Source organism: Micromonospora sp. NPDC005171, assembly GCF_040608575.1.
GTDB lineage: Bacteria > Actinomycetota > Actinomycetes > Mycobacteriales > Micromonosporaceae > Micromonospora.
This window is the reverse complement of the sequence record NZ_JBEXIM010000023.1, coordinates 53,125-74,310: the sequence shown is the minus strand read 5'-3', so window position 1 is coordinate 74,310 and position 21,186 is coordinate 53,125. Positions and strand designations below refer to the sequence as shown.

Sequence of the window (21,186 nt, the reverse complement as noted above, 5' to 3'; positions counted from 1 at the left end):
GCGGCTCAGCCCCGCTCGGGTTGGACGATCTGGGCGCGCAGATTGGCCAGCAGGTCGGCGCTGTCGGCGACGGAGAGTCGGGTGAACACGCCGGTGGCGATGCTGCCGTGGTCGACCGACGTGCAGACCACCACGTCACTGCCGTCGGCGCTACCCACCGCGCACCGTTCGTGCCTGCCGCGCACGCCGGTGTCCACGCTCTCCGGGGCGCTCAGCGCGTACCGCTCGGTGAGCCGGCTGATCTCGGCTTCGGCGTCCGACTCCGGACTCAGCCGGAAACCGGTGCCGCCGAAGACGGTCACCCGCTTGCCGCTCGTCGTGGAGTAGACGCCGGCGAAGGTGTCCTCGGCCAGCCAGTGCTCCTTGCGTACCTCGCTCTCCAGCTTCTGGGCGGTCTCCGTGCTGCGGTTGTCCTGCCGCAGGCTGAGGTCGTCGACCTGGACGGGCAGTGCCGCGCGCGCCGGGTACTGGGCCGAGATCGGGAACCCGTAGTAGGCGGGGCAGCCACAGCAGCAGGCCAGCGTGAGCAGTAGCAGCCACGGCCAGCGGCGTCGCCGGCGGACCGGGACCGGCACGTACCCCTTGGGGGCCTGCCAGCCCGGCGGTGGGGTGGGCGGTGGCGCGGTGGACCGCTTGCCCCGGCGCTGCTTGGGCACCTTCGGCGGCGCGGGTGGCGACATCGGTCGGGCCGGCACCATGGGCCCGGCGGGTCGGGGCGCGCTCGGGGCGGCCGGCGGCGGCGCCACGGGTCCGACTGCCCGCGGCGCGATCGGGGCCGGAGGCGACACCGGATACGGCCCGACCGGGGGAGCGGGCGGCCCGGACCACTGCCGGGTGTTCGGCGGTGCCGGGTACGACAACGTCGGTGGCAACGGGGGCAGCTCAGCGGAGGGCAGGTCCCAGCCGCCGGTGTCCACGCCGGCCCACGGGTCGACCGGCGTCTGGTGCTCCGGCGGCCCGACGGAGACCGGCGGGGGAGGGGTCGGCTCGGCCGACTCGCCCCAGGCGGCCCGGCGTGGCAGCGGCGGCGGCACCGGGGCCGAACCGCTCCACCTGGGCGCCGGGACCTCCGCGGTCGCGGCCGGTTCCGGCTCGTCCGGTGGTCCCGGGGAGTCCGGCTGGTCTGGTGGTTCCGGCTGGTCCGAGGGGTCCGGCTGGTCCGGTGGTTCCGGCTGATCCGAGGGTACGGGTGGGGAGGTCGGCTCGTCGGCGACCGCCGGGTTCCGCTCCGGCTCCGCGCCCGGGGTGCTCCCGTCGGCCGGCCGTGCTCCCGGCTGGGGCTCCGGCATCGCGGCAATCTCCTCTCGCGCCGATCCGAGGTTAGTACCGCGCCGCCACCACCGCCGATCGGGCGTGCGCGCGATCCCCGCCGGACGAACGCGTACCCTTGGGCATCATGAGTGCCCCGTCCACGACGCCGCGCGCGGCCGTGACCAACTCCGTGTGGTCCCAGCTCGAGCCGCTGCTACCCCAGGTCTCCAAGCCCATCCAGTACGTCGGCGGCGAGTTGGGTGCGGTGACGAAGGACTGGGACGCGGCGACCGTGCGCTGGGCGCTGATGTATCCCGACGCGTACGAGGTGGGCCTGCCCAACCAGGGCGTGCAGATCCTCTACGAGGTGCTCAACGAGCTGCCCGACACCCTCGCCGAGCGGACGTACGCGGTCTGGCCGGACCTGGAGACGCTGATGCGCACGCACGGCGTGCCGCAGTTCACCGTCGACGCGCACCGGGCGGTGCGCGGGTTCGACGTGTTCGGCATCTCCTTCTCCACCGAGCTTGGTTACACGAACATGCTCACCGCGATCGACCTGGCCGGCATCCCGATGCTGGCCGCCGACCGCACCGACGCTGACCCGGTGATCGTGGCCGGCGGGCACGCCGCGTTCAACCCGGAGCCGATCGCCGACTTCATCGACGCCGCGGTGCTCGGCGACGGCGAGGAGGCGGTCCTGGAGATCACCGCGATCGTCCGGGAGTGGAAGGCCGAGGGCTCGCCCGGCGGCCGCGACGAGCTGCTGCTGCGGCTGGCCCGCACCGAGAGCGTCTACGTGCCGCGCTTCTACGACGTCGACTACCTGCCGGACGGCCGGATCCAGCGGGTCGTGCCGAACCGGGCGGACGTGCCGTTCCGGGTGCACAAGCGCACGACGATGGACCTGGACGCCTGGCCGTACCCGAAGAAGCCCCTCGTTCCGCTGGCCGAGACGGTGCACGAGCGGTACGCGGTGGAGATCTTCCGGGGCTGCACCCGGGGCTGCCGGTTCTGCCAGGCCGGGATGATCACCCGGCCGGTGCGGGAGCGGTCGATCACCACGGTCGGGCAGATGGTCCGCGAGGGCCTGGAGTTCTCCGGCTTCTCCGAGGTCGGTCTGCTGTCGCTCTCCTCGGCGGACCACTCCGAGATCGGTGACATGTGCTCGGGCCTCGCCCAGCAGTACGAAGGCACCAACGTCTCGCTGTCGCTGCCGTCGACCCGGGTGGACGCCTTCAACATCGACCTCGCGCAGGAGCTGTCCCGCAACGGGCGGCGTACCGGCCTGACCTTCGCCCCGGAGGGCGGGTCGGAGCGGATCCGCAAGGTCATCAACAAGATGGTGTCGAAGGAAGACCTGATCCGTACGGTCGTCACCGCGTACACCAACGGCTGGCGGCAGGTGAAGCTCTACTTCATGTGCGGCCTGCCCACCGAGACCGACGAGGACGTCCTCGAGATCGCCGAGATGGCCCACGAGGTGATCCGGGCCGGCCGGGCGGCGACCGGCTCGAAGGACATCCGCTGCACGGTCTCCATCGGCGGGTTCGTGCCGAAGCCGCACACCCCGTTCCAGTGGGCCTCGATGGACCGTCCGGAGGTCATCGACCACCGGCTCAAGATCCTGAAGCAGGCCATCAACGCGGACCGTTCGTTGGGCCGGGCCATCGGCTACCGCTACCACGACGGCGAGCCGTCGCTCATCGAAGGGCTGCTCTCCAGGGGTGACCGCCGGGTCGGCTCGGTGATCCGCAAGGTCTGGGAGAACGGCGGCCGGTTCGACGGGTGGAGCGAGCACTTCTCGTACCAGCGCTGGGTGGACGCGGCGGCCGAGACGCTGCCCGCGTTCGGGGTGGACCTCGACTGGTTCACCACCCGTCAGCGCGACGAGCTGGAGGTCCTGCCCTGGGACCACCTCGACTCGGGCCTGGACAAGGACTGGCTCTGGCAGGACTGGCAGGACTCGGTCAGCGGGTTCGAGCAGGACGACTGCCGGTGGACGCCCTGCTTCGACTGCGGCGTCTGCCCCTCGATGGACACCGAGATCCAGATCGGCCCCACCGGCAAGAAGCTGCTGCCGCTCACCCCGCTGGGCGGCAACGGCATGAAGGTCCCGACGGGCCACTCGCACCCCTGACCGGGCTGCCTTCGGGCAACGCCGGCTGGCGGTGACCCACCACCCTCCACATCCGACATGTCACCAACGGGTCCGCGTCTCGCGGACCCGTTGGCGCTGTTCGGGCTCGGCCGCGTCGTGGCCCCGCACCGAGCCTTTCCCGAGATCGGCCGCCATCTGTACCACGTGGTGGTGGCTGGGGCTGCCCCGACTAGGTCAGACTCGATACGCTGCGTCTGACATGGACCGACCCGGCGGGTCGGCAACGGGGGAGGAAGCGCATGGGTAGCATCCCGCCGCCGAACACCGGCGATCTGCACGTCAGCGTCGAGGACCTGGACGCCGCCGCAGCGTACGTCGAGCGGCTGAAGCAGTACGTCGACGACACGATCAGCTACGAGATGGAACGCATCAAGGAGCGGATGAAGGGCGACAGCAACAACGCCCAGACCGTTCCGAACGGCACCCCCTTCGGCGCCTATGAGGACGCCCGCATGCAGTGGGCTGCCCTGACGACGTCCACGGGCAACATGGAGGCCCATCTCGCGTCGCTCTCCCAGAAGCTCGCCGCGCTGAAGGAGGGCACCGAGGAGATCGCCAAGGCGTTCCGCGACACCGAGGCGCGTAACAGCGCCAACGGCAAGGAGATCGAGCGGCTGCTGGAGTCGGCGGCGCCGCCGCCCACCGCCAGCGGCGCACCCACCTACCCGTACACGGCCTGAGGGGGACGTCATGGCTGGAGGAACCTGGGAGCGGTGCGTCCGCGAGGTGACGCTCTCCGCGGATCCGGAGACGGTCGGATCGGTCGGAGCGGGCTGGAGCAATCTCTCCAGCGGCCTGCAGCAACTGCGGGACGCGCTGGTCGGTCGATCGTTCGTCGGCCCGATTGCGACGGGCCAGGAGCGCCCGCACGTCGGCGGCCTGCCGGGGATGCTCGCCGGTTGGAAGGGCAGCGGTGGTGACGCGTACCGCGAGCACCTCAGCAAGATCGGCAAGCAGATCGAGGATTTGATCACCGACGCGACAAACGTCAGCGGCGCGTTGACGCGGATCGAGGGCGACATCCGCAAGTCGGTCTCCACGATCCCGATCCCGCTGATGGACGACTTCGGCTTCAACGAGTGGAGCCTGCCCAACGGCACCGAGCTCGACGATGCCCGTGACGGCGAGAGTTCGTCGGGGTTCCTCGCCGCGCTGCGCCAGGACTACCAGAACAACCCTGCCTCGTATGCCGACGGCGCGTTCCGCGACAAGGCCGACGACCTGGAAGCGACTATGAAGGTCGACGGCCAGGCCGGCGACCAGAAGCGGGGCGGCTGGTGGGACACCAAGTCCCACCTGGACAACTGGTACCGGGACAACCAGCAGGCCGCGAACACCGCGATGGCGCCGTTGCCCCAGGCGGTCTACACCGAGCGTCCCAAGCTGACAGTGGTCCCGCCGACGGATCGTCCGGGACCGCATGAGGACGAGAACGACATCACCCGTGACACCCGGGTTCCGCCGACAGGGCGGCCCGACATCGGCGGCGGCGAGTTCAGCGGGAAGCCCGACATCAGTGGTGGCGGCCCCACGATCGGCAGCAGGCCGCCGGGCATCGGCGACACGGGCGGTCCGACGTCCACCGTCGACCCGTTCTCCCCGACCAATCCCGGTGGGATCGGCAACGGCTCGCCCTCCGGCGGCACCGGTCAGCTCACGTCCCCGTCGACCGGTTCCAGCTACCCGGGCAGCGACGCCGGCTACAGCAGCGGTCTGGCCGGCGCCACCCCGAGTGGTGTCGGCGGCCTGGGCGGTGGCATCGGCGGCGGCGGGGTCGGCAGCGCCGGTCTCGGTGGCGCCGGCGGTGGTTTCGGAGGTGGTGCCGGCGTCGGCTCGGCCGGCGGAATTGGTGCCGGCGGTGGCGTGGGCGGCGGCATCGGCGTGGGCGGCATCCCCGGCATGGTGGGCGGCGGCAACGGAAAGCTGCCGCCGATGACGAGCGCCGCGAACGCGTTGCGTACCGCCGCTGGCGCCGGCGGCGCCGGGATGGCGGGCGGCGCGCGCGGTGCGGGCGTCGGCGGCGCCGGCATGATGGGCGGCGGCATGATGGGCGGCGCGGGCGGCGCCGGACACGGTGGTGGCACCGGCTCCGAGCACTCGTCGTGGTTGACTGAGGATGACGATCCGTGGGGCCCTGGTGACGGGGCGTCCCCGGGTGTCCTTCGATGAGGATGGACGGATGAGGGTGAACGTCGGAAGCCTCCGGCCGTTAGCCGCCTGTCTGCTGGCGGGGTCCCTGGTGGTGGGGGCCGCTCAACCGGCGGCCGCCGCGCCCCGGCGGGCCGAGCAGTGGTATCTGGACGAGCTCCGGATCGACCAGGTGCACAAGGTCTCGACCGGGCGGGGCGTGGTCGTGGCCGTGCTCGACAGTGGCGTCGAGGCCAGCCATCCCGACCTGCGCGGTCAGGTGCTTTCCGGTGGTCGCAGCTACGGCGCCTCCGGGGACGGCCGGGCCGACGAGGACGGGCACGGCACGCACATAGCCGGCATCATCGCGGCGAAGGGCGGCCCCGATGGCGTGGACGGCATCGCCCCCGGCGCGAAGATCCTGCCCATCAAACTGCGCAAGGGCACCGGGGCCAACAGCGAGGCGGCGGTGGCCCTCGGCATCCGGATGGCCGTCGACGACGGCGCCAAGGTGATCAACATGTCCTTTGGCGGGCCAGGCGTGGCCAGCCCTCAGGAAGCGAGCGCGATCAAGTACGCGCTGGACCACGATGTCGTCGTGGTCGGCTCCGCCGGCAACACCGCCAACGGCAGAACCGCCCTGAGCAATCCCGCCAACACCCCGGGTGTGATCGCGGTGACCGGGACGACCAAGGGTGGCAAGTTCTGGTCCGGCTCCGTCCAGGGGCCGGAGGCGGTGGTCGCCGCTCCGGGTGACAGCGTCTACAACATCACCAACGAGGCGGGCTACGGCTGGGGCGACGGGACGTCCGACTCCAGCGCGATCGTTTCCGGCCTGGCCGCGCTGATCCGGGCGAAGTATCCGGATCTCAGCGCTCCGAGCGTGATCAATCGGATCATCCGGACCGCGCGGGACGCCGGCCCGTCCGGACGGGATCCGCAGTACGGCTTCGGCGTGATCGACCCGATGAAGGCGCTGACCGCTGACGTGCCACCGGTCACCGCCAACCCGTTGCTCGACCGGGCCGCGGCGACTACCGACCCGGGCCCGACCCGCACCGAGGGTGCGGACGAGGAGTTCGACGTCACCCAGCACGGTGATCGCGGTGGTCCGAGTGACCAGCAGGTCATGGTGGTGGGCATCGGCATCGCCGTGGTGCTGGTGTTGCTGTTGGGGCTGGCGGTGTTCCTCATCTGGAACCGGCGGCGGTACCGGCGGGAGGCGGCCCGGGCCGCCGACATCCCGGACGAGGTGCTCGACCGGGTGACCCCTGGCGCCTATCCGTCGCCGGACGCGGGCTACGCCCCGCCGCCCGGCTACCCGCCGCCCGGTTACGGCCAGCCCTCCGGCTACGCACCTCCCCCCGGTTACGGCCCCCCGTCCGGTTACGGCCCGCCGGGCGGGCCGCCGCCGCCTGCCCCGCCGAGGGAGCGGTAACCATCCCGATCGTGATGGCCGGCTGGTGACCTCCGTGTCACCGGCCGGCCATCGGCTTTCGCGCCAGGTGGTCGCGGCCCTGACGACCGGTTTGCACCCGTCTGCCGGGGCCATTCGGCAGCCCCGGCTGCGTACCGTCACGAGCCCTGCGCCAGGATGGGCGGACACGCAGGTACACCCGAGGAGCCCACGATCGCCAGAAAGCCTCAACCCGAGGGCGGCCAGGCACCGGTCGTCCAGCGCGTCCGCATCCGGTACGCCAAGCGCGGGCCGCTGCGATTCACCTCGCACCGGGACTTCGCCCGGGCGTTCGAGCGAGCGCTACGCCGGGCCGCTGTGCCGGTCGCCTTCTCCCAGGGTTTTCACCCGCACCCGAAGATCTCCTACGCGAGCGCGGCGCCAACCGGCGTGGCAAGCGAGGCGGAGTACCTGGAAATCGCCCTTCAGGCCGAGGTCGACCCGGAGGCGCTGCGCGCCGCGTTGGACGCTGCGCTCTCGCCGGGGCTGGACGTCCTGGGCGCGGTGATCGCCGTCGGAGGCAACCTGCCCGACCGGATCGAGGCGTCGCACTGGTACATCGAGTTGCCCGAGGTCGACACCGCGGTGCTGCGCGCCGCGGTGGACGCCTTCGTCGCGGCCGAGGAGGTGCTGGTCGAGCGGATGACCAAGCAGGGGCGACGCACTTTCGACGCTCGCGCCGCTGTGATATCGATCGATGTCCAGCTGCCGACGCCGACGCCTTCCGGGGCGCCGGCCGTACCGTGTGCGATACTCGAACTGGTCGTGCGGCAGGTCACCCCGTCCGTACGGCCCGATGACGTCCTTTCCGGCCTCCGCGTGGTGGCCGACCTGGAGCCGCCGGTTCCGCCGAGGGTGACCCGGCTGGCTCAGGGCACGTTGACCGCGCAGGGTGCGATCGTGGATCCGTTGGATGCGGACCGCGACGGGGCAGCCATCGTTGGGCACTGACCGACGGTCGGTGTTCTGGCAGGCAGACTTCGGCGGTCGCGCACCACGCGCGCCCGGCGGAAACACTTTTGCGGCGACCCTGCGTGGCAGCGCTCACCCGCGCCCGGGCTAGCCAGAACTGGAGAACGTCCATGCTCGAGAACGAGCCCGAGGGCGGCGAACGGACCGGTTCACAGCCGGCCGGAGAGACCGCCGACCAGAACACCACGGCCGACGGCGCCGCCGTCGCGCCGCCCACCACCGCTGTCGGTTCGGCCCCGGTGGAGCCGGCCGGCGCGGAGAGCGCTTCCGGTGAGACCGCCGAGCCGGCCGCGCCGGTGCGGCGTACCCGGGCGACCCGTCGTCGGGCCGCCCCGCTCAACCAGCCGGAGCAGACCGAGGCTCCGATCGAGGCACCCACCGCTGGGGCCGGCACCGTCGAGTCGCCGCAGGCGGAGGTCTTCGCCCCGGTCTCCGGCGACCTGGACGTCGCACCGAAGACCCCCCGGCGTCGCCGCAAGGCCACCCCCGTCGAGACGACCGCTGAGGAGCCGCTGGTCGCCGCCGCCGCGGAGGCGGCCTCGGCCGAGGTGGTCCCGCCGGTCAAGGTCACCCGTACCCGGCGCAAGAAGGCCACACCGGCCGCCGTCGAGGAGCCGCCCGCCACCGAGCAGCCGGCCGCCGCCGAGGAGGCGCCCGCGGTCGAGGAACCGGTCGCTGAGGAGCCGGTCGTCGCCGAGGAGCCGGCCGAGTCCGACCTGCGCGAGGCCGAGGCCGAGTTGAACGACGCCGAGACCCTCCCGAGCACGTCCGCCGCCGAACTGCCCTGGGGCAGTGGCGCGCAGGGCCGCTCCGGCGAGGTGCCGCCCGGGGTGGCCGTTCCCGGTGTGACTGATGAGCCGAACGAGCCGGCCGAGATCGAGCCGGAGCAGCCGCGTACCCGCCGTCGGCGGGCTGCGCTCTCCGCGCCCACCGTGCTGTTCATGGCACCCCAGCCGGACGCGGTGCCGGTGACCCGACCGGCGGAGCCCGCCGCGGCGGTCGAGGAGCCGGTTGTCGAGGAGGCCGCCGAGCCGTCCCGCCGTCGTCGGCGTGGTCGCCGTGAGGTCGAGCCGGTGGAGCCGATCGAGGCGATCGAGGCCGAAGAGGAGCCGACCGAGGAGGCCGACGAGGCCACCGAGGCGGATGAGGACGACGAGGACAGCGCCGCCGCGCGCCGCCGCCGCCGGCGTGGTCGCCGGGGCCGGGGCCGGGGCAAGGGTGGGGCCGACGACGCCGAGGACGACGAGTCCGAAGAGGCCGCGCAGGCCGACGAGGAAGAGACCGCCGAGGTCGAGGCCGAGGGTGACGAGGACGAGGAGTCCGAGGGTGGGGACGGCCTGACCCGTCGTCGCCGCCGTCGTCGCCGTCGTGGCGCCGGTGACAGCGAGGGCGCGGCGGACGACGGCGTGCCGACCGTGGTGAAGATCCGCGAGCCGCGCCGGACCGTCGACGAGGTGCAGGGTGTGTCCGGCTCGACCCGGCTGGAGGCCAAGCGTCAGCGCCGCCGGGACGGTCGGGAGCAGCGTCGTACCCGTCCGCCGATCCTGAGCGAGTCGGAGTTCCTGGCGCGCCGGGAGGCGGTCGACCGGGTGATGGCGGTCCGCCAGCGCGGTGACCGCACCCAGATCGCCGTCCTGGAGGACGGCGTGCTGGTCGAGCACTACGTCACCCGCAACTCGTCCGGAACGATGGCCGGCAACGTGTACCTCGGCAAGGTGCAGAACGTGCTGCCGAGCATGGAGGCCGCGTTCGTCGACGTCGGCCGGGGCCGCAACGCGGTGCTGTACGCCGGTGAGGTCAACTGGGACACCTCCGGGCTGGAGGGGCGGGCCCGCTCGATCGAGCAGGCGCTGCGCTCCGGCGACTCGGTGCTGGTCCAGGTCACCAAGGACCCGATCGGGCACAAGGGCGCACGGCTGACCAGCCACATCGCGCTCTCCGGCCGGCACCTGGTCTACGTGCCCAACGGCAACGCCTCCGGGATCAGCCGCAAGCTGCCGGACAACGAGCGCAAGCGGTTGCGGGACGTGCTCAAGAAGCTGGTCCCGGACGGCGCGGGCGTGATCGTCCGGACGGCCGCCGAGGGCGCCACCGAGGACGAGCTGGCCCGCGACGTCAAGCGGCTCCAGGCGCAGTGGGAGGACATCCAGGCCAAGGCCGCCGAGGGTGGCGCTCCGGTGCTGCTCTACGGGGAGCCCGATCTGGTCATCCGGGTGGTCCGGGACCTGTTCAACGAGGACTTCCGCGAGCTGGTCATCGAGGGCGAGCAGTCGTACGACATGGTCGAGTCGTACCTGTCGCACGTCTCCCCGGACCTGGTCGACCGGGTGCGCCGGCACGTCGGCACGAGCGACGTCTTCGCCGAGTACCGGATCGACGAGCAGATCATCAAGGGCCTGGACCGCAAGGTCTTCCTGCCCTCCGGCGGCTCGCTGGTGATCGACCGCACCGAGGCGATGACTGTCGTCGACGTCAACACCGGCAAGTACACCGGCTCCGGGGGCAACCTGGAGGAGACGGTCACCCGCAACAACCTGGAGGCGGCGGAGGAGATCGTCCGTCAGCTCCGGCTGCGCGACATCGGCGGCATCGTGGTGATCGACTTCATCGACATGGTGCTGGAGTCGAACCGTGAGCTGGTGCTGCGCCGGCTCACCGAGTGCCTGGGCCGGGACCGCACCAAGCACCAGGTCACCGAGATCACCTCGCTCGGTCTGGTGCAGATGACCCGTAAGCGGATCGGCGCGGGCCTGCTGGAGGCGTTCAGCGAGACCTGCGAGTGCTGCAAGGGCCGGGGTGTCATCATCCACACCGAGCCGGTGCCGGAGAAGCCGCGTCCCGCCGGTGCGGGGGAGAAGGTCAAGGCTGTCGCCTCGGCGGTGGCTCCCGCCCCGGCCGCCGAGCAGAATGCCACCTCGTCCCGCCGCCGGGCCCGCAAGAGCGCCCCGGCCGAACGGGCCACCGTGGAGGTCGTCGACACCGACACCGCCACCGAACCGGACGCCGACTACCAGGACACCATGGGCTACGACCTGTCGCGCTACGAGTCGGAGACCGCGGCCGCGCCGGCGATCGCCGACGCTCAGCAGGGTGAGTCGGCTCGGCTGGCCGCGGCGGACGACCCGGATGCGCTCGCTGACGGTGAGGGCGACGAGGACACCACCGAGGGTGGTGGCGGCCGTCGCCGGTCGCGCCGCGGTGGCGCCCGTCGGCGGACCCGCCCCTGATCGCCTGACCGGCCACGTGTTTGACGAGGTCCCTCTCCCGGCAAAGTGACGGGGGAGGGACCTCGTCGTTGCGGCCACCCGGTCCCCGATCGGCCGCCCAGGTCAGGAGAAGAAGATGCGCCGTCTGCTCGCCGTCACCGCGCTGCTCACCATGCTCTCCGGCGCGGCCGGCTGCTCCACCGACGGGTCCGCCGGTGGGGCCGCCCAGGGCACTGGCTCGACGGCCGCTGGCACCCCTCCCGGCCCGAGCGGTATTCCGGCCAACGGTGCGGTGGCGGGTGGCAACGCCACCCAGGTCTGCACCGTCGCGCAGGAGGCCAGCACCACCGCCGTCCGGACGTACGTGGCGGAGCTGGGGCACATGCTCGCGGCGGTGGGTGCCGGGGACAGCCGAGCGGCCGAAGCCGCCCGGGGCCGGGCCGAGGCGGCGCTGGCCAACTGGCGAACCGCGCTGCGCGAACAGTCGGGGCGGACCAACGATCCGCAGCTCAAGACTCTGCTCACCGACCTCGGGACCGAGGTTTCCGCGCTCGGTGCCGACGTCGAGTCGATCGACGAGACCGAACTCGACCGGCTCCAGCAGCGCCTCGACCAGTTCTGCGCGCGCTGACCAGGGCGGGCCGGTTTGGGGTCCGGGCCAGCAATGGCGTACTCTTGCCTGCGGCCCACCTTTGGTGTGCCGAGTTCCCGTGTGCCCGCGCCGCCGTGCACTGCTACCCGGCGAGCCGCCGCGGGGACGACCGCCAGCAGCCTCAACGACAGGGAGTCCGCCTCCGATGTACGCGATCGTCAAGACCGGCGGCAAGCAGTACAAGGTCGCCGAGGGCGACGTGATCGAGGTCGAGAAGCTCACCGGTGCCCCCGGTGACGCGGTGAAGCTCACCGCGGTGCTCCTCGTCGACGGTGACGACCTGGTGACCGACGCGGCGAAGCTTGCCGAGGTCGCGGTGTCCGGCGAAATCGCCGCGCACACCAAGGGCCCGAAGATCCGGATCCACAAGTTCAAGAACAAGACCGGCTACCACAAGCGCCAGGGTCACCGTCAGCCGTTGACCCAGGTCAAGGTGACCGGCATCTCCAGCGGGAAGTAGGTCGTCCTCCAATGGCTCACAAAAAGGGTGCGTCCAGCTCGCGTAACGGTCGTGACTCCGCGGCCCAGCGACTTGGCGTGAAGCGCTTCGGTGGTCAGGTCGTCAGCGCCGGTGAGATCATCATCCGGCAGCGTGGCACCAAGTTCCACCCCGGTGACCTGGTCGGCCGTGGCGGCGACGACACGCTGTTCGCGCTGTCCGCCGGTGCGGTCCTGTTCGGCACCAAGCGCGGTCGCAAGACCGTCAGCATCGTTCCGCAGCAGTAGTTCTCGGGCTAAGCGGGCCGCGGACCTCCGGGTCCCGGCCCGCTTAGCCTTTTTCGAAGTGCGAGGTCGAACCTCGCTGGAAGGATTGACGCCGTGGCAACGTTCGTTGACCGGGTCGTTCTGCACCTGCAGGCCGGCGATGGCGGGCACGGTTGTGTCTCGATCCACCGCGAGAAGTTCAAGCCCTTCGGTGGGCCGGACGGCGGCAACGGTGGGCACGGGGGCAGCGTGTCCCTGGTGGTCGACCCGCAGGTGACCACGCTGCTCGACTTCCACTTCCACCCGCACGTCAAGGCCGACAACGGCAAGGGCGGCGCTGGCTCGAACCGGGACGGGGCCAACGGCCACAACCTGGTGCTCAAGGTGCCGAACGGCACCGTGGTGCAGACCTCCGATGGCACCGTGCTGGCCGACATGGTCGGCGCCGGCACCACGTTCGAGGTCGCCCGCGGCGGGCGCGGCGGGCGGGGCAACGCCTCGCTGGCCAACGCCAAGCGCAAGGCACCCGGCTTCGCCGAGCTGGGGGAGCCCGGTGACCAGCTGGACATCGTGCTGGAGCTGAAGAGCGTCGCCGATGTGGGCCTGGTGGGCTTCCCGTCCGCCGGCAAGTCGTCGCTGATCTCGGTGATCTCCGCGGCGAAGCCGAAGATCGCCGACTACCCGTTCACCACCCTGGTGCCCAACCTCGGCGTGGTCCGGATGGACAACCACACCTTCACCGTCGCGGACGTGCCGGGCCTCATCCCCGGCGCGGCCACCGGCAAGGGGCTGGGCCTGGAGTTCCTGCGGCACATCGAGCGCTGCGCGGTGCTGGTGCACGTCATCGACTCGGCGACCCTGGAGCCCGGTCGTGACCCGGTGGCCGACATCGACGCCATTGAGGCCGAGCTGAGCCAGTACGGCGGCCTGGCCGACCGCCCCCGGCTGGTGGCGGTCAACAAGGTCGACGTGCCGGACGGCCGCGACCTCGCCGAGATCGTGCGCCCGGACCTGGAGGAGCGCGGTTACCGGGTGTTCGAGGTCTCCGCGGCCACCCGGGAGGGGCTCAAGGAGCTGACCTACGCGATGGCCGAGCTGGTGGAGGCAGAGCGTAAGGCCGCTCCGCCCGCCGAGCCGACCCGGATCGTGATTCGCCCGATGGCCGTTGACGACGACGGCTTCACCATCACTGCCGAGGCGGACGGTTCGTTCACCGTCCGCGGTGTCCGGCCGGAACGCTGGGTCAAGCAGACCAACTTCGACAACGACGAGGCGGTCGGCTTCCTGGCTGACCGGCTGGCCCGGCTCGGGGTGGAGGACAAGCTGGCCAAGGCCGGCGCGCAGCCCGGTGATCTGGTCCGGATCGGCGTGCGCGAGTTCGACTGGCAGCCGACGCTCTTCGCCGGTGTGGACTTCGTACCCGGCAACCGGGGCACCGACATCCGGCTGGAGGAGAAGTCGAACCGGGCCTCCGCCGCGGATCGGCTCGCCGCCCGGAAGGCTCGCCGGGTGCGGTCGGCGGACGAGGTGGGCGCTGACGCGTCCGACGACCTCGACGACGACATGGACGACGAGGACGACGCCGAGTAGTTCGTTGGGCTCCGTGATGGGGTTGATTTCCGGAAACCTCCCCGAAATCCACGCGTCCTAGCGTGGGGTGATGCTGATCGAGTCCCGGCCTGCCATCGATCCGGAGATCGCCGCCATGGTCACCGCGCAGCAGCGGGAGCTGCGCGAGGCCGACGGTGGGTTGGACGGGCAGGTCTTCGTGCCCCATGACGACGTCCGTTACCTGGCGGTGGTGGTGAACGGTCGGGCGGTCGCCTGCGGTGGGCTCCAGGCGCTGGATGCCGAGACCGGCGAGGTCAAGCGGATGTACGTCCGGCCCGCGTACCGGGGGCGGGGGATCGGTCGTCAACTGCTCGCCGCGCTGGAGGAGTGCGCGTTCCGGCAGGGGCACTCGGTGGTCTGCCTGGAGACGGGCACCTACCTGCCGGCCGCGATCGCGCTGTACACCTCGTGCGGCTACCAGCAGATCCCGGTCTACGGCGAGTACGTGGGCAACCCGTACAGCGTCTGTTTCGCCAAGCGGTTGCCGGTCGCGGTCTGACGGTCGACGGCGCCGCGCCGCCGTCTCAGGCGCCGGTGCTGGCGTGCGCGACGGTCACCGGCTTCGACTCCGGCGAGGCGTGCTGGCGCAGGACGATGCTCAGCAGGATCAGCGCGCCGACCGCGAGGAACTCGCTCTGCCAGTTCTGCATCGACTGGAACCAGAAGTCGCTGGTGCCGAGGAATTCCCACGCCCCGATCGGCGGCGCGCCGCTCTGCAGCGCCTGCTCCTGGTTGTACGCGGCGGTGCCGCCGAGCAGGTGACCGACGAACGAACCGGCGAAGATCAGCAGCAGCGCGAGGGAGAGGCTGTTCCGGTAGACCACCAGCGGCAGGCCGCCGACGCGTGCCGGCCAGGGTGACTGCGCGGTCGCCCGACGTTCGTCGTCCTCCGGTCGGTCGGTCTGGTCCACCGGCTTCGACTCGGCCGAGCCCCGCTGCACCAGGTACGCGGTGAGCAGCACGTACCCGCCCATCTGGAGGAACTCCGACTCCCAGTTCTCGAAGACCGCCTCGGCGAAGTGCCCGCTGGTCAGGTACGCCGGCCAGCTCAGCGGCGCGGCCCCGAACTCGGTCAGCTCCTCGTTGTGGGTCTGCCAGCCGAAGACGCTCTGCAACACCAGAAAGACCAGGAACGCCCCCAGCATGGCGATGGCCAGGGCATTGTCACGCAGCCAACGAGGCATGATCGAACCTCCTTCGTGGGTCGATTACCCCAGCGGGCGTGACCACGAAACCCAGGTCAGTGCCGGTCGGCGGGGTTGTCCAGGCGTCCGCCGGTGCCGGCCTGGTTCGACAACAGCAGCCCGAGCGCGAGCATCCCGAAGCCGAGCGTGAGGTGCAGCCAGTTGTCGGCGTCGTTGACCGGCAGGATGTTCGCCCCGCCCTCCGGGTTGATCGCCTCGATCCCCAGGCCGTACAGCCAGAGGGCGAGGTAGATCGCGCCACCGGCGGCCAGGAACACCCGGGCACCGGCGACGCTGCGGGCCAGCACCAGGCCGGCCAGCCCGAAGAGCAGATGCACCGCGTTGTGCAGGATCGACACCTGGAACAGCCCGAGCAGGCGGGCGTCCGAGTGGTGCCCGCCGAACCGCAACTCGCCGTAGTCGGTGGTGATGCCGGGGATGAAGCCGAGGACGCCGATCAGCAGGAAGACCCCGGCCACGACCAGCGCGGCCAGCTGGACGCGGGGTCGGGGGCCGGCCGCTCGGCCGCCCCGTGCGCCTCGTGCCATCGCTGCCCCCTCCGTGGATCTGCCAGCCTTCGCGAACCTCACTGTCCGCAGCGGCGACGTGACGCAGCCCGACGATCCTCCATTTTGAAGTCCATCAGGTGGGCCGCGCAGAGAAATGCACGAAGAGGTATGGACGGCGAAACGCAGGGTAGGTGAATGGTCAGCGGCCGCGGAGACGCGATCGCAACCCCCCCCAGCACAACCGCGACGACTTTTCGAGCGGAAGGGAAATCATGACTTACGATCTTTCACCTACGTCCTCCACCTACGGGCAGCAGTCGACCAACGGCGGTGGCGTCCGCGACCAGGCGCGCCAGGTCGGGTCGGAGGCCGCGCAGGCTGGTGGCGCGGTCGCCCAGACCGCCAAGGAGCAGGGCACCGAGGTCGGCAGGGAGGCGGCGCGACAGGCCCGCAACCTGTACGGCGAGGCCCGCAGCCAGCTCGCCAGCCAGACCGGTGAGCAGCAGCGCCGTGCTGCCGGTGGGCTGCGTTCGCTGGCCGACGAGATGCGCTCGATGGCCGAGAACGGTGGCCAGGCAGGCCCGGTGAGTGAGCTGGCCCGCCAGGCCGCCGACCGGGTGCACGGCGTCGCCGGCTGGCTCGAGGAGCGCGAGCCCGGCGACCTGATCACCGAGGTACGCGACTACGCGCGTCGCAACCCGGGCACCTTCCTGGTCGGCGCGGCGGTTCTCGGCGTGCTGGCCGGCAGGCTGACCCGTGGTATCTCGGCCGGTGGCGACGACTCCGACAACGGTTCCTCGGCCTACCGCGGCGCCGGGGCGTACGACCCGGAGCAGACCGCCGTGATCCCGACGCCGCCGCCGGCGCCCCGCGCGGTGCCGGACGCCGTCCCGGCGAGCGGCTACCTCGACCCGACCCCCGGTACGCACACCCCGCCGGCGTCCGGTGGCTACGCGGACCAGACGCCCGGTGGCTACGCCGAGCCCGGCCGGGGCGACACCCCGGAGCACTCCGGCACCGGTCAGCCGCTGCCGCCGGTGACCCAGACCGACCCGCTGCCGGGCGTGCCGTCCAGCGGCAGCCCGCGCCCGTGAGTCGCCGAGTCATCCGAAGGGAGACGACGGCATGAGCATGCCGACGCAGGGGTCCGGACTGGAGTCCGGTTACCACACTGACGCGGGTGCCCCGCACACCGCGTCGGAGGTGAAGGGCAGTTCGCTTGGTGACCTCATGCGCCAGGTCACCACCGACCTGTCGACGCTGATGCGTCAGGAGGTCGAGCTGGCCAAGGCCGAGATCCGCCAGGAGGGCAAGAAGGCCGGCAAGGCCGCGGGCCTCTTCGGTGGTGCCGGCTTCGGCGGTTACATGGTGGCCCTCTTCGTGTCCATCGCCGTATGGCAGTTCCTGGACAACGTCATGGACTCCGGCCTGGCCGCGCTGATCGTGGCCGTGATCTGGGCCGTGGTCGCCGCGGTCCTCTACTCGATGGCCAAGAAGAACGCCCAGCATGTACGCGGGCTCAAGCAGACCAACGACAGCGTGCAGCGGATCCCCGACGCGCTCAAGCCGCACCCGGAGGGAGTCACCCGATGAGCACCGATCCCGATCAGATCCGCCGGGAGATCGAAGCAACCCGTAACAGCCTCAGCTCCGATGTGGATGCGCTGGCGTACAAGGTCAGCCCCAGCCGCATCGTCGACGACCGTAAGCAGCGGGCCCGTTCCGCTCTGCAGAATGTGAGGGACAAGGTCATGGGAACCGCGTCTGACCTCGGCCACGGCACCGGCCAGGCCGCCCATTCGGTGGGCGACCGCGCCTCGTCGGCGGCCTCCAGCGTCAGCGACGCCGCGCACTCGGCGGCGAGCACTGTCAGCGACGCCGCGCACAGCGCGCCGCGGGTGATCCGGCAGAAGTCCCAGGGCAACCCTCTCGCCGCCGGTCTGATCGCGTTCGGGGTCGGCTGGCTGGCCTCGTCGCTGATTCCGGCCTCCCGCCGCGAGCAGCAGGCCGCCAGCCAGGTGAAGGCCAAGGTCAGCGAGCACAGCGGGGCCGTGAAGGAGAAGCTGGGCGAGGTGGCCAGCGAGCTGCGCGAGCCGGCCCAGCAGGCCGCCGAGTCGGTGAAGTCCACCGCTCAGGACGCGGTGCACGCGGTCAAGGACGACACGAAGTCCGCCGCCCACCAGGTCAAGGACCACGCCACCTCCTGACCCCGTCCCCGGAACCAGCGCGACAGCTCGCGGCCACCCTCGGGTGCCCGCGAGCTGTCGCGTTGATGGGCACCGATCTTGCGGATGGGCTGGAGTTCGGTGGGTCTACCGGCGGTCTTGTCCCGACCGGGAGCGCAAGATCGCGCGGGTCGGTGGGTTGCGCGGGGCGGGGTTGGCGGCTCGGCGGATTCGGTTGTCGCCGTAGCGGACGCCGCCCAGCAGGAGGCGTTGGGCTACCGCGAGCCAGCTGCACACACCGCGCTCCAGCAGCCAGAGCGGGGCCGCCAGCGCCGTGGTCGGCGGGAACACCCGGCCGCCGCCGGCGCGGCGGCGACCCGTCTCGGCCAGGGCGACGACCCCGACCACCGCGCCGAGCAGCGCCCGGGGCCGGCGCGACGCGACCGCCGCCGCCGCCGGCAGCACCGCGAGCGCGGTCAGCAGGCGAGCCGGCTGGGCCAGATCGTCGTACGCCTGACGGACCCGTTGGCCGCGGAAATGCGCGGCGTGCGGTGGCAGCCGGCGGACGTACAGCCAGGTCGGAGCGGCCTCGGTGCCACTGTGGGCGCGCACGGTACGGATCAGCTCCAGGTTCTCGAAGAGCACGTCCGGGTCGTACCCGCCCATGGCGAGGAAGGTGCCGCGCCGCACGGCGAGGGTGCCCGGGTAGTCCGCCCCCAGCGCACGGTTGAGCAGCGTGCGGCCGGTGTCCCACCAGGCGTGCCAGGGCAGTGGGTCGAAGTAGTTCTGCGGTCGCACCAGGTCGGCCCGGCCCAGCAGCCGGTGTACGGCGGTCAGCGCGGCCTCGTCGTACCGGACGTCGTCGTCGGCGATCACCACATGCTCGTGGCCTGCCGCGCGGACACCTGTGTGTACGCCGAGCACCTTGCCGTTGAGCCCGCGCCCGCTCGGGTCCGGTGGGAGGTGCCGGACCAGCCCTCGCCACGCCTCGGCGTGCCGGGCGAAGAGGTCCTGAGGTGAGCCGTCGACCACGAGCACCTCGACCCGGTCACCGAGCCACCGCAGGTAGTCGGTCAACTCGGCCAGGCCCGTGTCGGTGTGCCAGCGCAGCGGCAGCACGTACGTCATCGGCAGGCGGGCCGGTGGCGTGCCGGCGCCCTGGTGTTCGACGTCCCACCGACGCGTGGAGCGCCGGGCGTCACCGGTTGGGCTGAACGAGGACATGACAACTCCGTGGCGGACAGGTCGCGGTCGGTGTCGAGCAGCATCTGCCCGCATTTTCGTCGATCAAACAGCGCGCCGTTTCGACTGCCGGACCCCGGGTAGCGCTGCCCGTAAGAGCTGTCCATGCCCGGTTGTCCGGGTGGAGGAGAGAGCGTGATGACCAACAACGGAACCAGGTGGGCGCTGCTCGGCGTCACCGCGGCGACGGCGGTCGGTGTCGGGCGGGCGGTGGCGCGGCGCCGGCGTCGACGTCAGCCTGAGCGGGAGGACGGCTGGTACGTGGTGCGTCGCGGGGTGACCGTGGACCGGTCCCGGGACGAGGTGGTCGGCTTCTGGACCGATCGCGAACGGCTGGACCGCGCGCTGGCCGGGTGGGCCACGTTGCAGCAGCTCGACGAGCGGCGTTGGCGGTGCGTGGCCCGCGACCGGGCCGGCGGTGAGACGCAGTGGCAGGCCGAGATCACCGTCGAGGGGGCGGGCACCCTGCGGTGGCGGGTCGAGGACGGTCCGATGCCGCAGCTGGGGCGGATCGAGCTGGCCGAAGCCCCCCAGGGGCGGGGCACCGAGATCCGGGCCGAGCTGCGCTACCGCTCCGGCCGGGTGCGTCGGTTGGCCGGCCTGGTCGGCGGCGACGAGCCGGACCTGGCGCTGCGGGACGCGCTGCGGCGGGTGAAGGCGCTGATCGAGTGTGGCCAGGTGGTGGACACCCGGGACGACCCGTCCGGCCGCAGCCCTGCCCAGGAGAAGGCGACCGACAAGGTGCGGGAGAGGTTGATGACGGGAGGACGGGCGTGAGGGCGCTCTGCTGGGAAGGCGTCGGCAAGTTGGCGGTCCGGGACGTGCCGGAGCCCCAGATCCGCGCCGAGGGGGACATCATCGTCCGGGTCCGGGCCAGCAGCGTCTGCGGATCCGACCTGCACCTGATCAACGGGTACCTGCCGGCGATGCGGGAGGGGGACATCCTCGGCCACGAGTTCATGGGCGAGGTGGTGGAGACCGGCACCGGCGTACGCCGGCACCGGGTCGGCGACCGGGTGGTGGTGGGGTCGGTGGTCGCCTGCGGTGGCTGTTGGTACTGCCGGACCGAGCAGTACTCGCTCTGCGACAACTCCAATCCGCAACCGGTGTTCACCGAGAAGCTGTGGGGGCACTCGCCGGCCGGCATCCTGGGCTACTCGCACGCCGCCGGTGGCTACTCGGGATCACACGCCGAGTACATCCGGGTGCCGTTCGGCGACATCGGCGCCTTCGCCGTACCCGACGGGGTGCCGGACGACTCGGTGGTGTTCGCCTCCGACGCGATGCCCACCGGGTGGATGGCGGCGGACTTCTGCGGGCTCACCGGTGGCGAGGTGGTGGCCGTCTGGGGTGCCGGTGGAGTCGGTCAGATGGCGGCCCGTTCGGCGCAGCTCCTGGGCGCCGAGCGGGTCATCATGATCGACCGGTTTCCGGAGCGGCTCGCCACCGCCACCGAACGGATCGGGGTCGAGACGATCAACTATGCGGAGACCGACGTGCTGGAGGCGCTGCGTGAGCTGACCGCCGGGCGGGGGCCGGACGCCTGCATCGAGGCCGTCGGGATGGAGTCGCACGACGTCGGACCGACCTACGCGTACGACCGGGTGAAGCAGGCGGCGCGGTTGCAGACCGACCGCCCGACCTCGGTCCGCCAGGCGATCATGGCCTGCCGGAAGGGCGGCACGGTGAGCATCGTCGGTGTGTACGCCGGTCTGGTCGACAAGTTCCCGCTCGGCGCGGCCATGAACAAGGCCCTGGTGTTGCGGATGGGGCAGATGCACGCGCAGCGCTACATCCCGATGCTGCTCGACCGGCTCGCCGCCGGCGAGATCGAGCCCGGCTATCTGGCCACCCACCAGCTCTCGCTGGACCAGGGCGTCCACGGGTACGAGCTGTTCGAGAAGAAGGAAGACGGCTGTCTGCGCAGCGTTCTGCATCCGTGACG

At 71.7% G+C, this 21,186-nt stretch carries 20 protein-coding genes; 16 read left to right on the top strand and 4 right to left on the bottom strand.

Annotated elements, in window-relative coordinates:
- Positions 1-5: 5 nt before the first annotated feature.
- On the bottom strand, positions 6-1,289 hold the full coding sequence (locus ABZU74_RS23625; RefSeq protein ID WP_355427647.1) for a hypothetical protein: 1,284 nt from the start codon (positions 1,287-1,289) through the stop codon (positions 6-8).
- Between the two features lie 107 nt (positions 1,290-1,396).
- Between ABZU74_RS23625 and ABZU74_RS23620 the strand changes: the two genes are divergently transcribed.
- The 11 genes from ABZU74_RS23620 (at position 1,397) to ABZU74_RS23570 (ending at position 14,640) form a co-directional block, all read left to right on the top strand.
- A complete protein-coding gene (locus ABZU74_RS23620) occupies positions 1,397-3,391 on the top strand; it encodes a TIGR03960 family B12-binding radical SAM protein (RefSeq protein ID WP_355427644.1) in 1,995 nt (664 codons plus the stop codon).
- Between the two features lie 260 nt (positions 3,392-3,651).
- On the top strand, positions 3,652-4,092 hold the full coding sequence (locus ABZU74_RS23615) for a hypothetical protein (protein ID WP_355427641.1): 441 nt from the start codon (positions 3,652-3,654) through the stop codon (positions 4,090-4,092).
- Positions 4,093-4,102: 10 nt separating this feature from the next.
- Positions 4,103-5,581 (top strand): hypothetical protein, encoded by a 1,479-nt coding sequence (locus ABZU74_RS23610; RefSeq protein ID WP_355427638.1) that lies wholly within the window; start codon positions 4,103-4,105, stop codon positions 5,579-5,581.
- A gap of 10 nt (positions 5,582-5,591) precedes the next feature.
- A complete protein-coding gene (mycP, locus tag ABZU74_RS23605; RefSeq protein WP_355427635.1) occupies positions 5,592-6,977 on the top strand; it encodes a type VII secretion-associated serine protease mycosin in 1,386 nt (461 codons plus the stop codon).
- 156 nt (positions 6,978-7,133) lie between these two features.
- Positions 7,134-7,946, top strand: a complete 813-nt coding sequence (locus tag ABZU74_RS23600) for a TIGR03936 family radical SAM-associated protein (RefSeq protein WP_355427632.1) — start codon at positions 7,134-7,136, stop codon at positions 7,944-7,946.
- Between the two features lie 131 nt (positions 7,947-8,077).
- Positions 8,078-11,194 (top strand): Rne/Rng family ribonuclease, encoded by a 3,117-nt coding sequence (locus ABZU74_RS23595; protein WP_355427629.1) that lies wholly within the window; start codon positions 8,078-8,080, stop codon positions 11,192-11,194.
- A 115-nt stretch (positions 11,195-11,309) separates the two neighbouring features.
- The gene (locus ABZU74_RS23590) at positions 11,310-11,804 is read left to right on the top strand and encodes a hypothetical protein (protein WP_355427627.1); all 495 of its coding nucleotides are present in this window, start codon (positions 11,310-11,312) and stop codon (positions 11,802-11,804) included.
- A gap of 166 nt (positions 11,805-11,970) precedes the next feature.
- Positions 11,971-12,285: a 50S ribosomal protein L21 gene (rplU, locus tag ABZU74_RS23585; protein ID WP_007464063.1), complete on the top strand. Its 315-nt coding sequence runs from the start codon at positions 11,971-11,973 to the stop codon at positions 12,283-12,285.
- Between the two features lie 11 nt (positions 12,286-12,296).
- Positions 12,297-12,551 carry a 50S ribosomal protein L27 gene (gene rpmA / locus ABZU74_RS23580; RefSeq protein WP_007464062.1) on the top strand — a complete coding sequence of 85 codons (255 nt, stop codon included), beginning with the start codon at positions 12,297-12,299 and terminating at the stop codon, positions 12,549-12,551.
- Positions 12,552-12,644: 93 nt separating this feature from the next.
- Positions 12,645-14,120, top strand: a complete 1,476-nt coding sequence (gene obgE, locus ABZU74_RS23575) for a GTPase ObgE (protein ID WP_355427624.1) — start codon at positions 12,645-12,647, stop codon at positions 14,118-14,120.
- Between the two features lie 70 nt (positions 14,121-14,190).
- Positions 14,191-14,640, top strand: coding sequence for a GNAT family N-acetyltransferase (locus ABZU74_RS23570; protein ID WP_355427621.1), 450 nt, complete (start codon positions 14,191-14,193; stop codon positions 14,638-14,640).
- A gap of 25 nt (positions 14,641-14,665) precedes the next feature.
- On the opposite strand, the gene ABZU74_RS23565 is transcribed toward ABZU74_RS23570, so the two are convergent.
- Together ABZU74_RS23565 and ABZU74_RS23560 are read right to left on the bottom strand one after the other, a co-directional pair.
- Entirely contained in the window at positions 14,666-15,325 is a 660-nt protein-coding gene (locus tag ABZU74_RS23565) for a DUF6766 family protein (protein WP_355427618.1), read from the bottom strand.
- A gap of 56 nt (positions 15,326-15,381) precedes the next feature.
- Positions 15,382-15,873, bottom strand: coding sequence for a DUF4383 domain-containing protein (locus ABZU74_RS23560; RefSeq protein ID WP_355427615.1), 492 nt, complete (start codon positions 15,871-15,873; stop codon positions 15,382-15,384).
- 233 nt (positions 15,874-16,106) lie between these two features.
- On the opposite strand from ABZU74_RS23560, the gene ABZU74_RS23555 reads away from it, so the two are divergent.
- From ABZU74_RS23555 to ABZU74_RS23545, 3 genes are read left to right on the top strand one after another with little or no spacing between them, the layout of a single operon-like run.
- The gene (locus ABZU74_RS23555) at positions 16,107-16,928 is read left to right on the top strand and encodes a hypothetical protein (protein ID WP_355427612.1); all 822 of its coding nucleotides are present in this window, start codon (positions 16,107-16,109) and stop codon (positions 16,926-16,928) included.
- Positions 16,929-16,959: 31 nt separating this feature from the next.
- Entirely contained in the window at positions 16,960-17,427 is a 468-nt protein-coding gene (locus ABZU74_RS23550) for a phage holin family protein (RefSeq protein WP_355427609.1), read from the top strand.
- Positions 17,424-18,041 (top strand): DUF3618 domain-containing protein, encoded by a 618-nt coding sequence (locus tag ABZU74_RS23545; protein ID WP_355427607.1) that lies wholly within the window; start codon positions 17,424-17,426, stop codon positions 18,039-18,041. Before ABZU74_RS23550 ends, ABZU74_RS23545 begins: the two co-directional genes overlap by 4 nt.
- Positions 18,042-18,146: 105 nt before the next feature.
- Here ABZU74_RS23545 and ABZU74_RS23540 read toward each other — a convergent pair whose 3' ends face one another.
- Positions 18,147-19,223 (bottom strand): glycosyltransferase family 2 protein, encoded by a 1,077-nt coding sequence (locus ABZU74_RS23540; RefSeq protein ID WP_355427604.1) that lies wholly within the window; start codon positions 19,221-19,223, stop codon positions 18,147-18,149.
- Positions 19,224-19,379: 156 nt separating this feature from the next.
- Between ABZU74_RS23540 and ABZU74_RS23535 the strand changes: the two genes are divergently transcribed.
- Together ABZU74_RS23535 and ABZU74_RS23530 are read left to right on the top strand one after the other, a co-directional pair.
- On the top strand, positions 19,380-20,018 hold the full coding sequence (locus tag ABZU74_RS23535; RefSeq protein WP_355427601.1) for a cyclase: 639 nt from the start codon (positions 19,380-19,382) through the stop codon (positions 20,016-20,018).
- The gene (locus tag ABZU74_RS23530; RefSeq protein ID WP_355427598.1) at positions 20,015-21,184 is read left to right on the top strand and encodes a zinc-dependent alcohol dehydrogenase; all 1,170 of its coding nucleotides are present in this window, start codon (positions 20,015-20,017) and stop codon (positions 21,182-21,184) included. The genes ABZU74_RS23535 and ABZU74_RS23530 overlap by 4 nt, the downstream gene beginning before the upstream one ends.
- Positions 21,185-21,186: the final 2 nt, after the last annotated feature.

Bases quoted from the DNA above. Each gene is read 5' to 3' on its own strand.
- ABZU74_RS23625 (WP_355427647.1), bottom strand. From the start codon at position 1,289: ATGCCGGAGCCCCAGCCGGGAGCACGGCCGGCCGACGGGAGCACCCCG.
- ABZU74_RS23620 (WP_355427644.1), top strand. From the start codon at position 1,397: ATGAGTGCCCCGTCCACGACGCCGCGCGCGGCCGTGACCAACTCCGTG.
- ABZU74_RS23615 (WP_355427641.1), top strand. From the start codon at position 3,652: ATGGGTAGCATCCCGCCGCCGAACACCGGCGATCTGCACGTCAGCGTC.
- ABZU74_RS23610 (WP_355427638.1), top strand. From the start codon at position 4,103: ATGGCTGGAGGAACCTGGGAGCGGTGCGTCCGCGAGGTGACGCTCTCC.
- mycP (WP_355427635.1), top strand. From the start codon at position 5,592: ATGAGGGTGAACGTCGGAAGCCTCCGGCCGTTAGCCGCCTGTCTGCTG.
- ABZU74_RS23600 (WP_355427632.1), top strand. From the start codon at position 7,134: ATGGGCGGACACGCAGGTACACCCGAGGAGCCCACGATCGCCAGAAAG.
- ABZU74_RS23595 (WP_355427629.1), top strand. From the start codon at position 8,078: ATGCTCGAGAACGAGCCCGAGGGCGGCGAACGGACCGGTTCACAGCCG.
- ABZU74_RS23590 (WP_355427627.1), top strand. From the start codon at position 11,310: ATGCGCCGTCTGCTCGCCGTCACCGCGCTGCTCACCATGCTCTCCGGC.
- rplU (WP_007464063.1), top strand. From the start codon at position 11,971: ATGTACGCGATCGTCAAGACCGGCGGCAAGCAGTACAAGGTCGCCGAG.
- rpmA (WP_007464062.1), top strand. From the start codon at position 12,297: ATGGCTCACAAAAAGGGTGCGTCCAGCTCGCGTAACGGTCGTGACTCC.
- ABZU74_RS23570 (WP_355427621.1), top strand. From the start codon at position 14,191: ATGCTGATCGAGTCCCGGCCTGCCATCGATCCGGAGATCGCCGCCATG.
- ABZU74_RS23565 (WP_355427618.1), bottom strand. From the start codon at position 15,325: ATGCCTCGTTGGCTGCGTGACAATGCCCTGGCCATCGCCATGCTGGGG.
- ABZU74_RS23560 (WP_355427615.1), bottom strand. From the start codon at position 15,873: ATGGCACGAGGCGCACGGGGCGGCCGAGCGGCCGGCCCCCGACCCCGC.
- ABZU74_RS23555 (WP_355427612.1), top strand. From the start codon at position 16,107: ATGACTTACGATCTTTCACCTACGTCCTCCACCTACGGGCAGCAGTCG.
- ABZU74_RS23550 (WP_355427609.1), top strand. From the start codon at position 16,960: ATGAGCATGCCGACGCAGGGGTCCGGACTGGAGTCCGGTTACCACACT.
- ABZU74_RS23545 (WP_355427607.1), top strand. From the start codon at position 17,424: ATGAGCACCGATCCCGATCAGATCCGCCGGGAGATCGAAGCAACCCGT.
- ABZU74_RS23540 (WP_355427604.1), bottom strand. From the start codon at position 19,223: ATGTCCTCGTTCAGCCCAACCGGTGACGCCCGGCGCTCCACGCGTCGG.
- ABZU74_RS23535 (WP_355427601.1), top strand. From the start codon at position 19,380: ATGACCAACAACGGAACCAGGTGGGCGCTGCTCGGCGTCACCGCGGCG.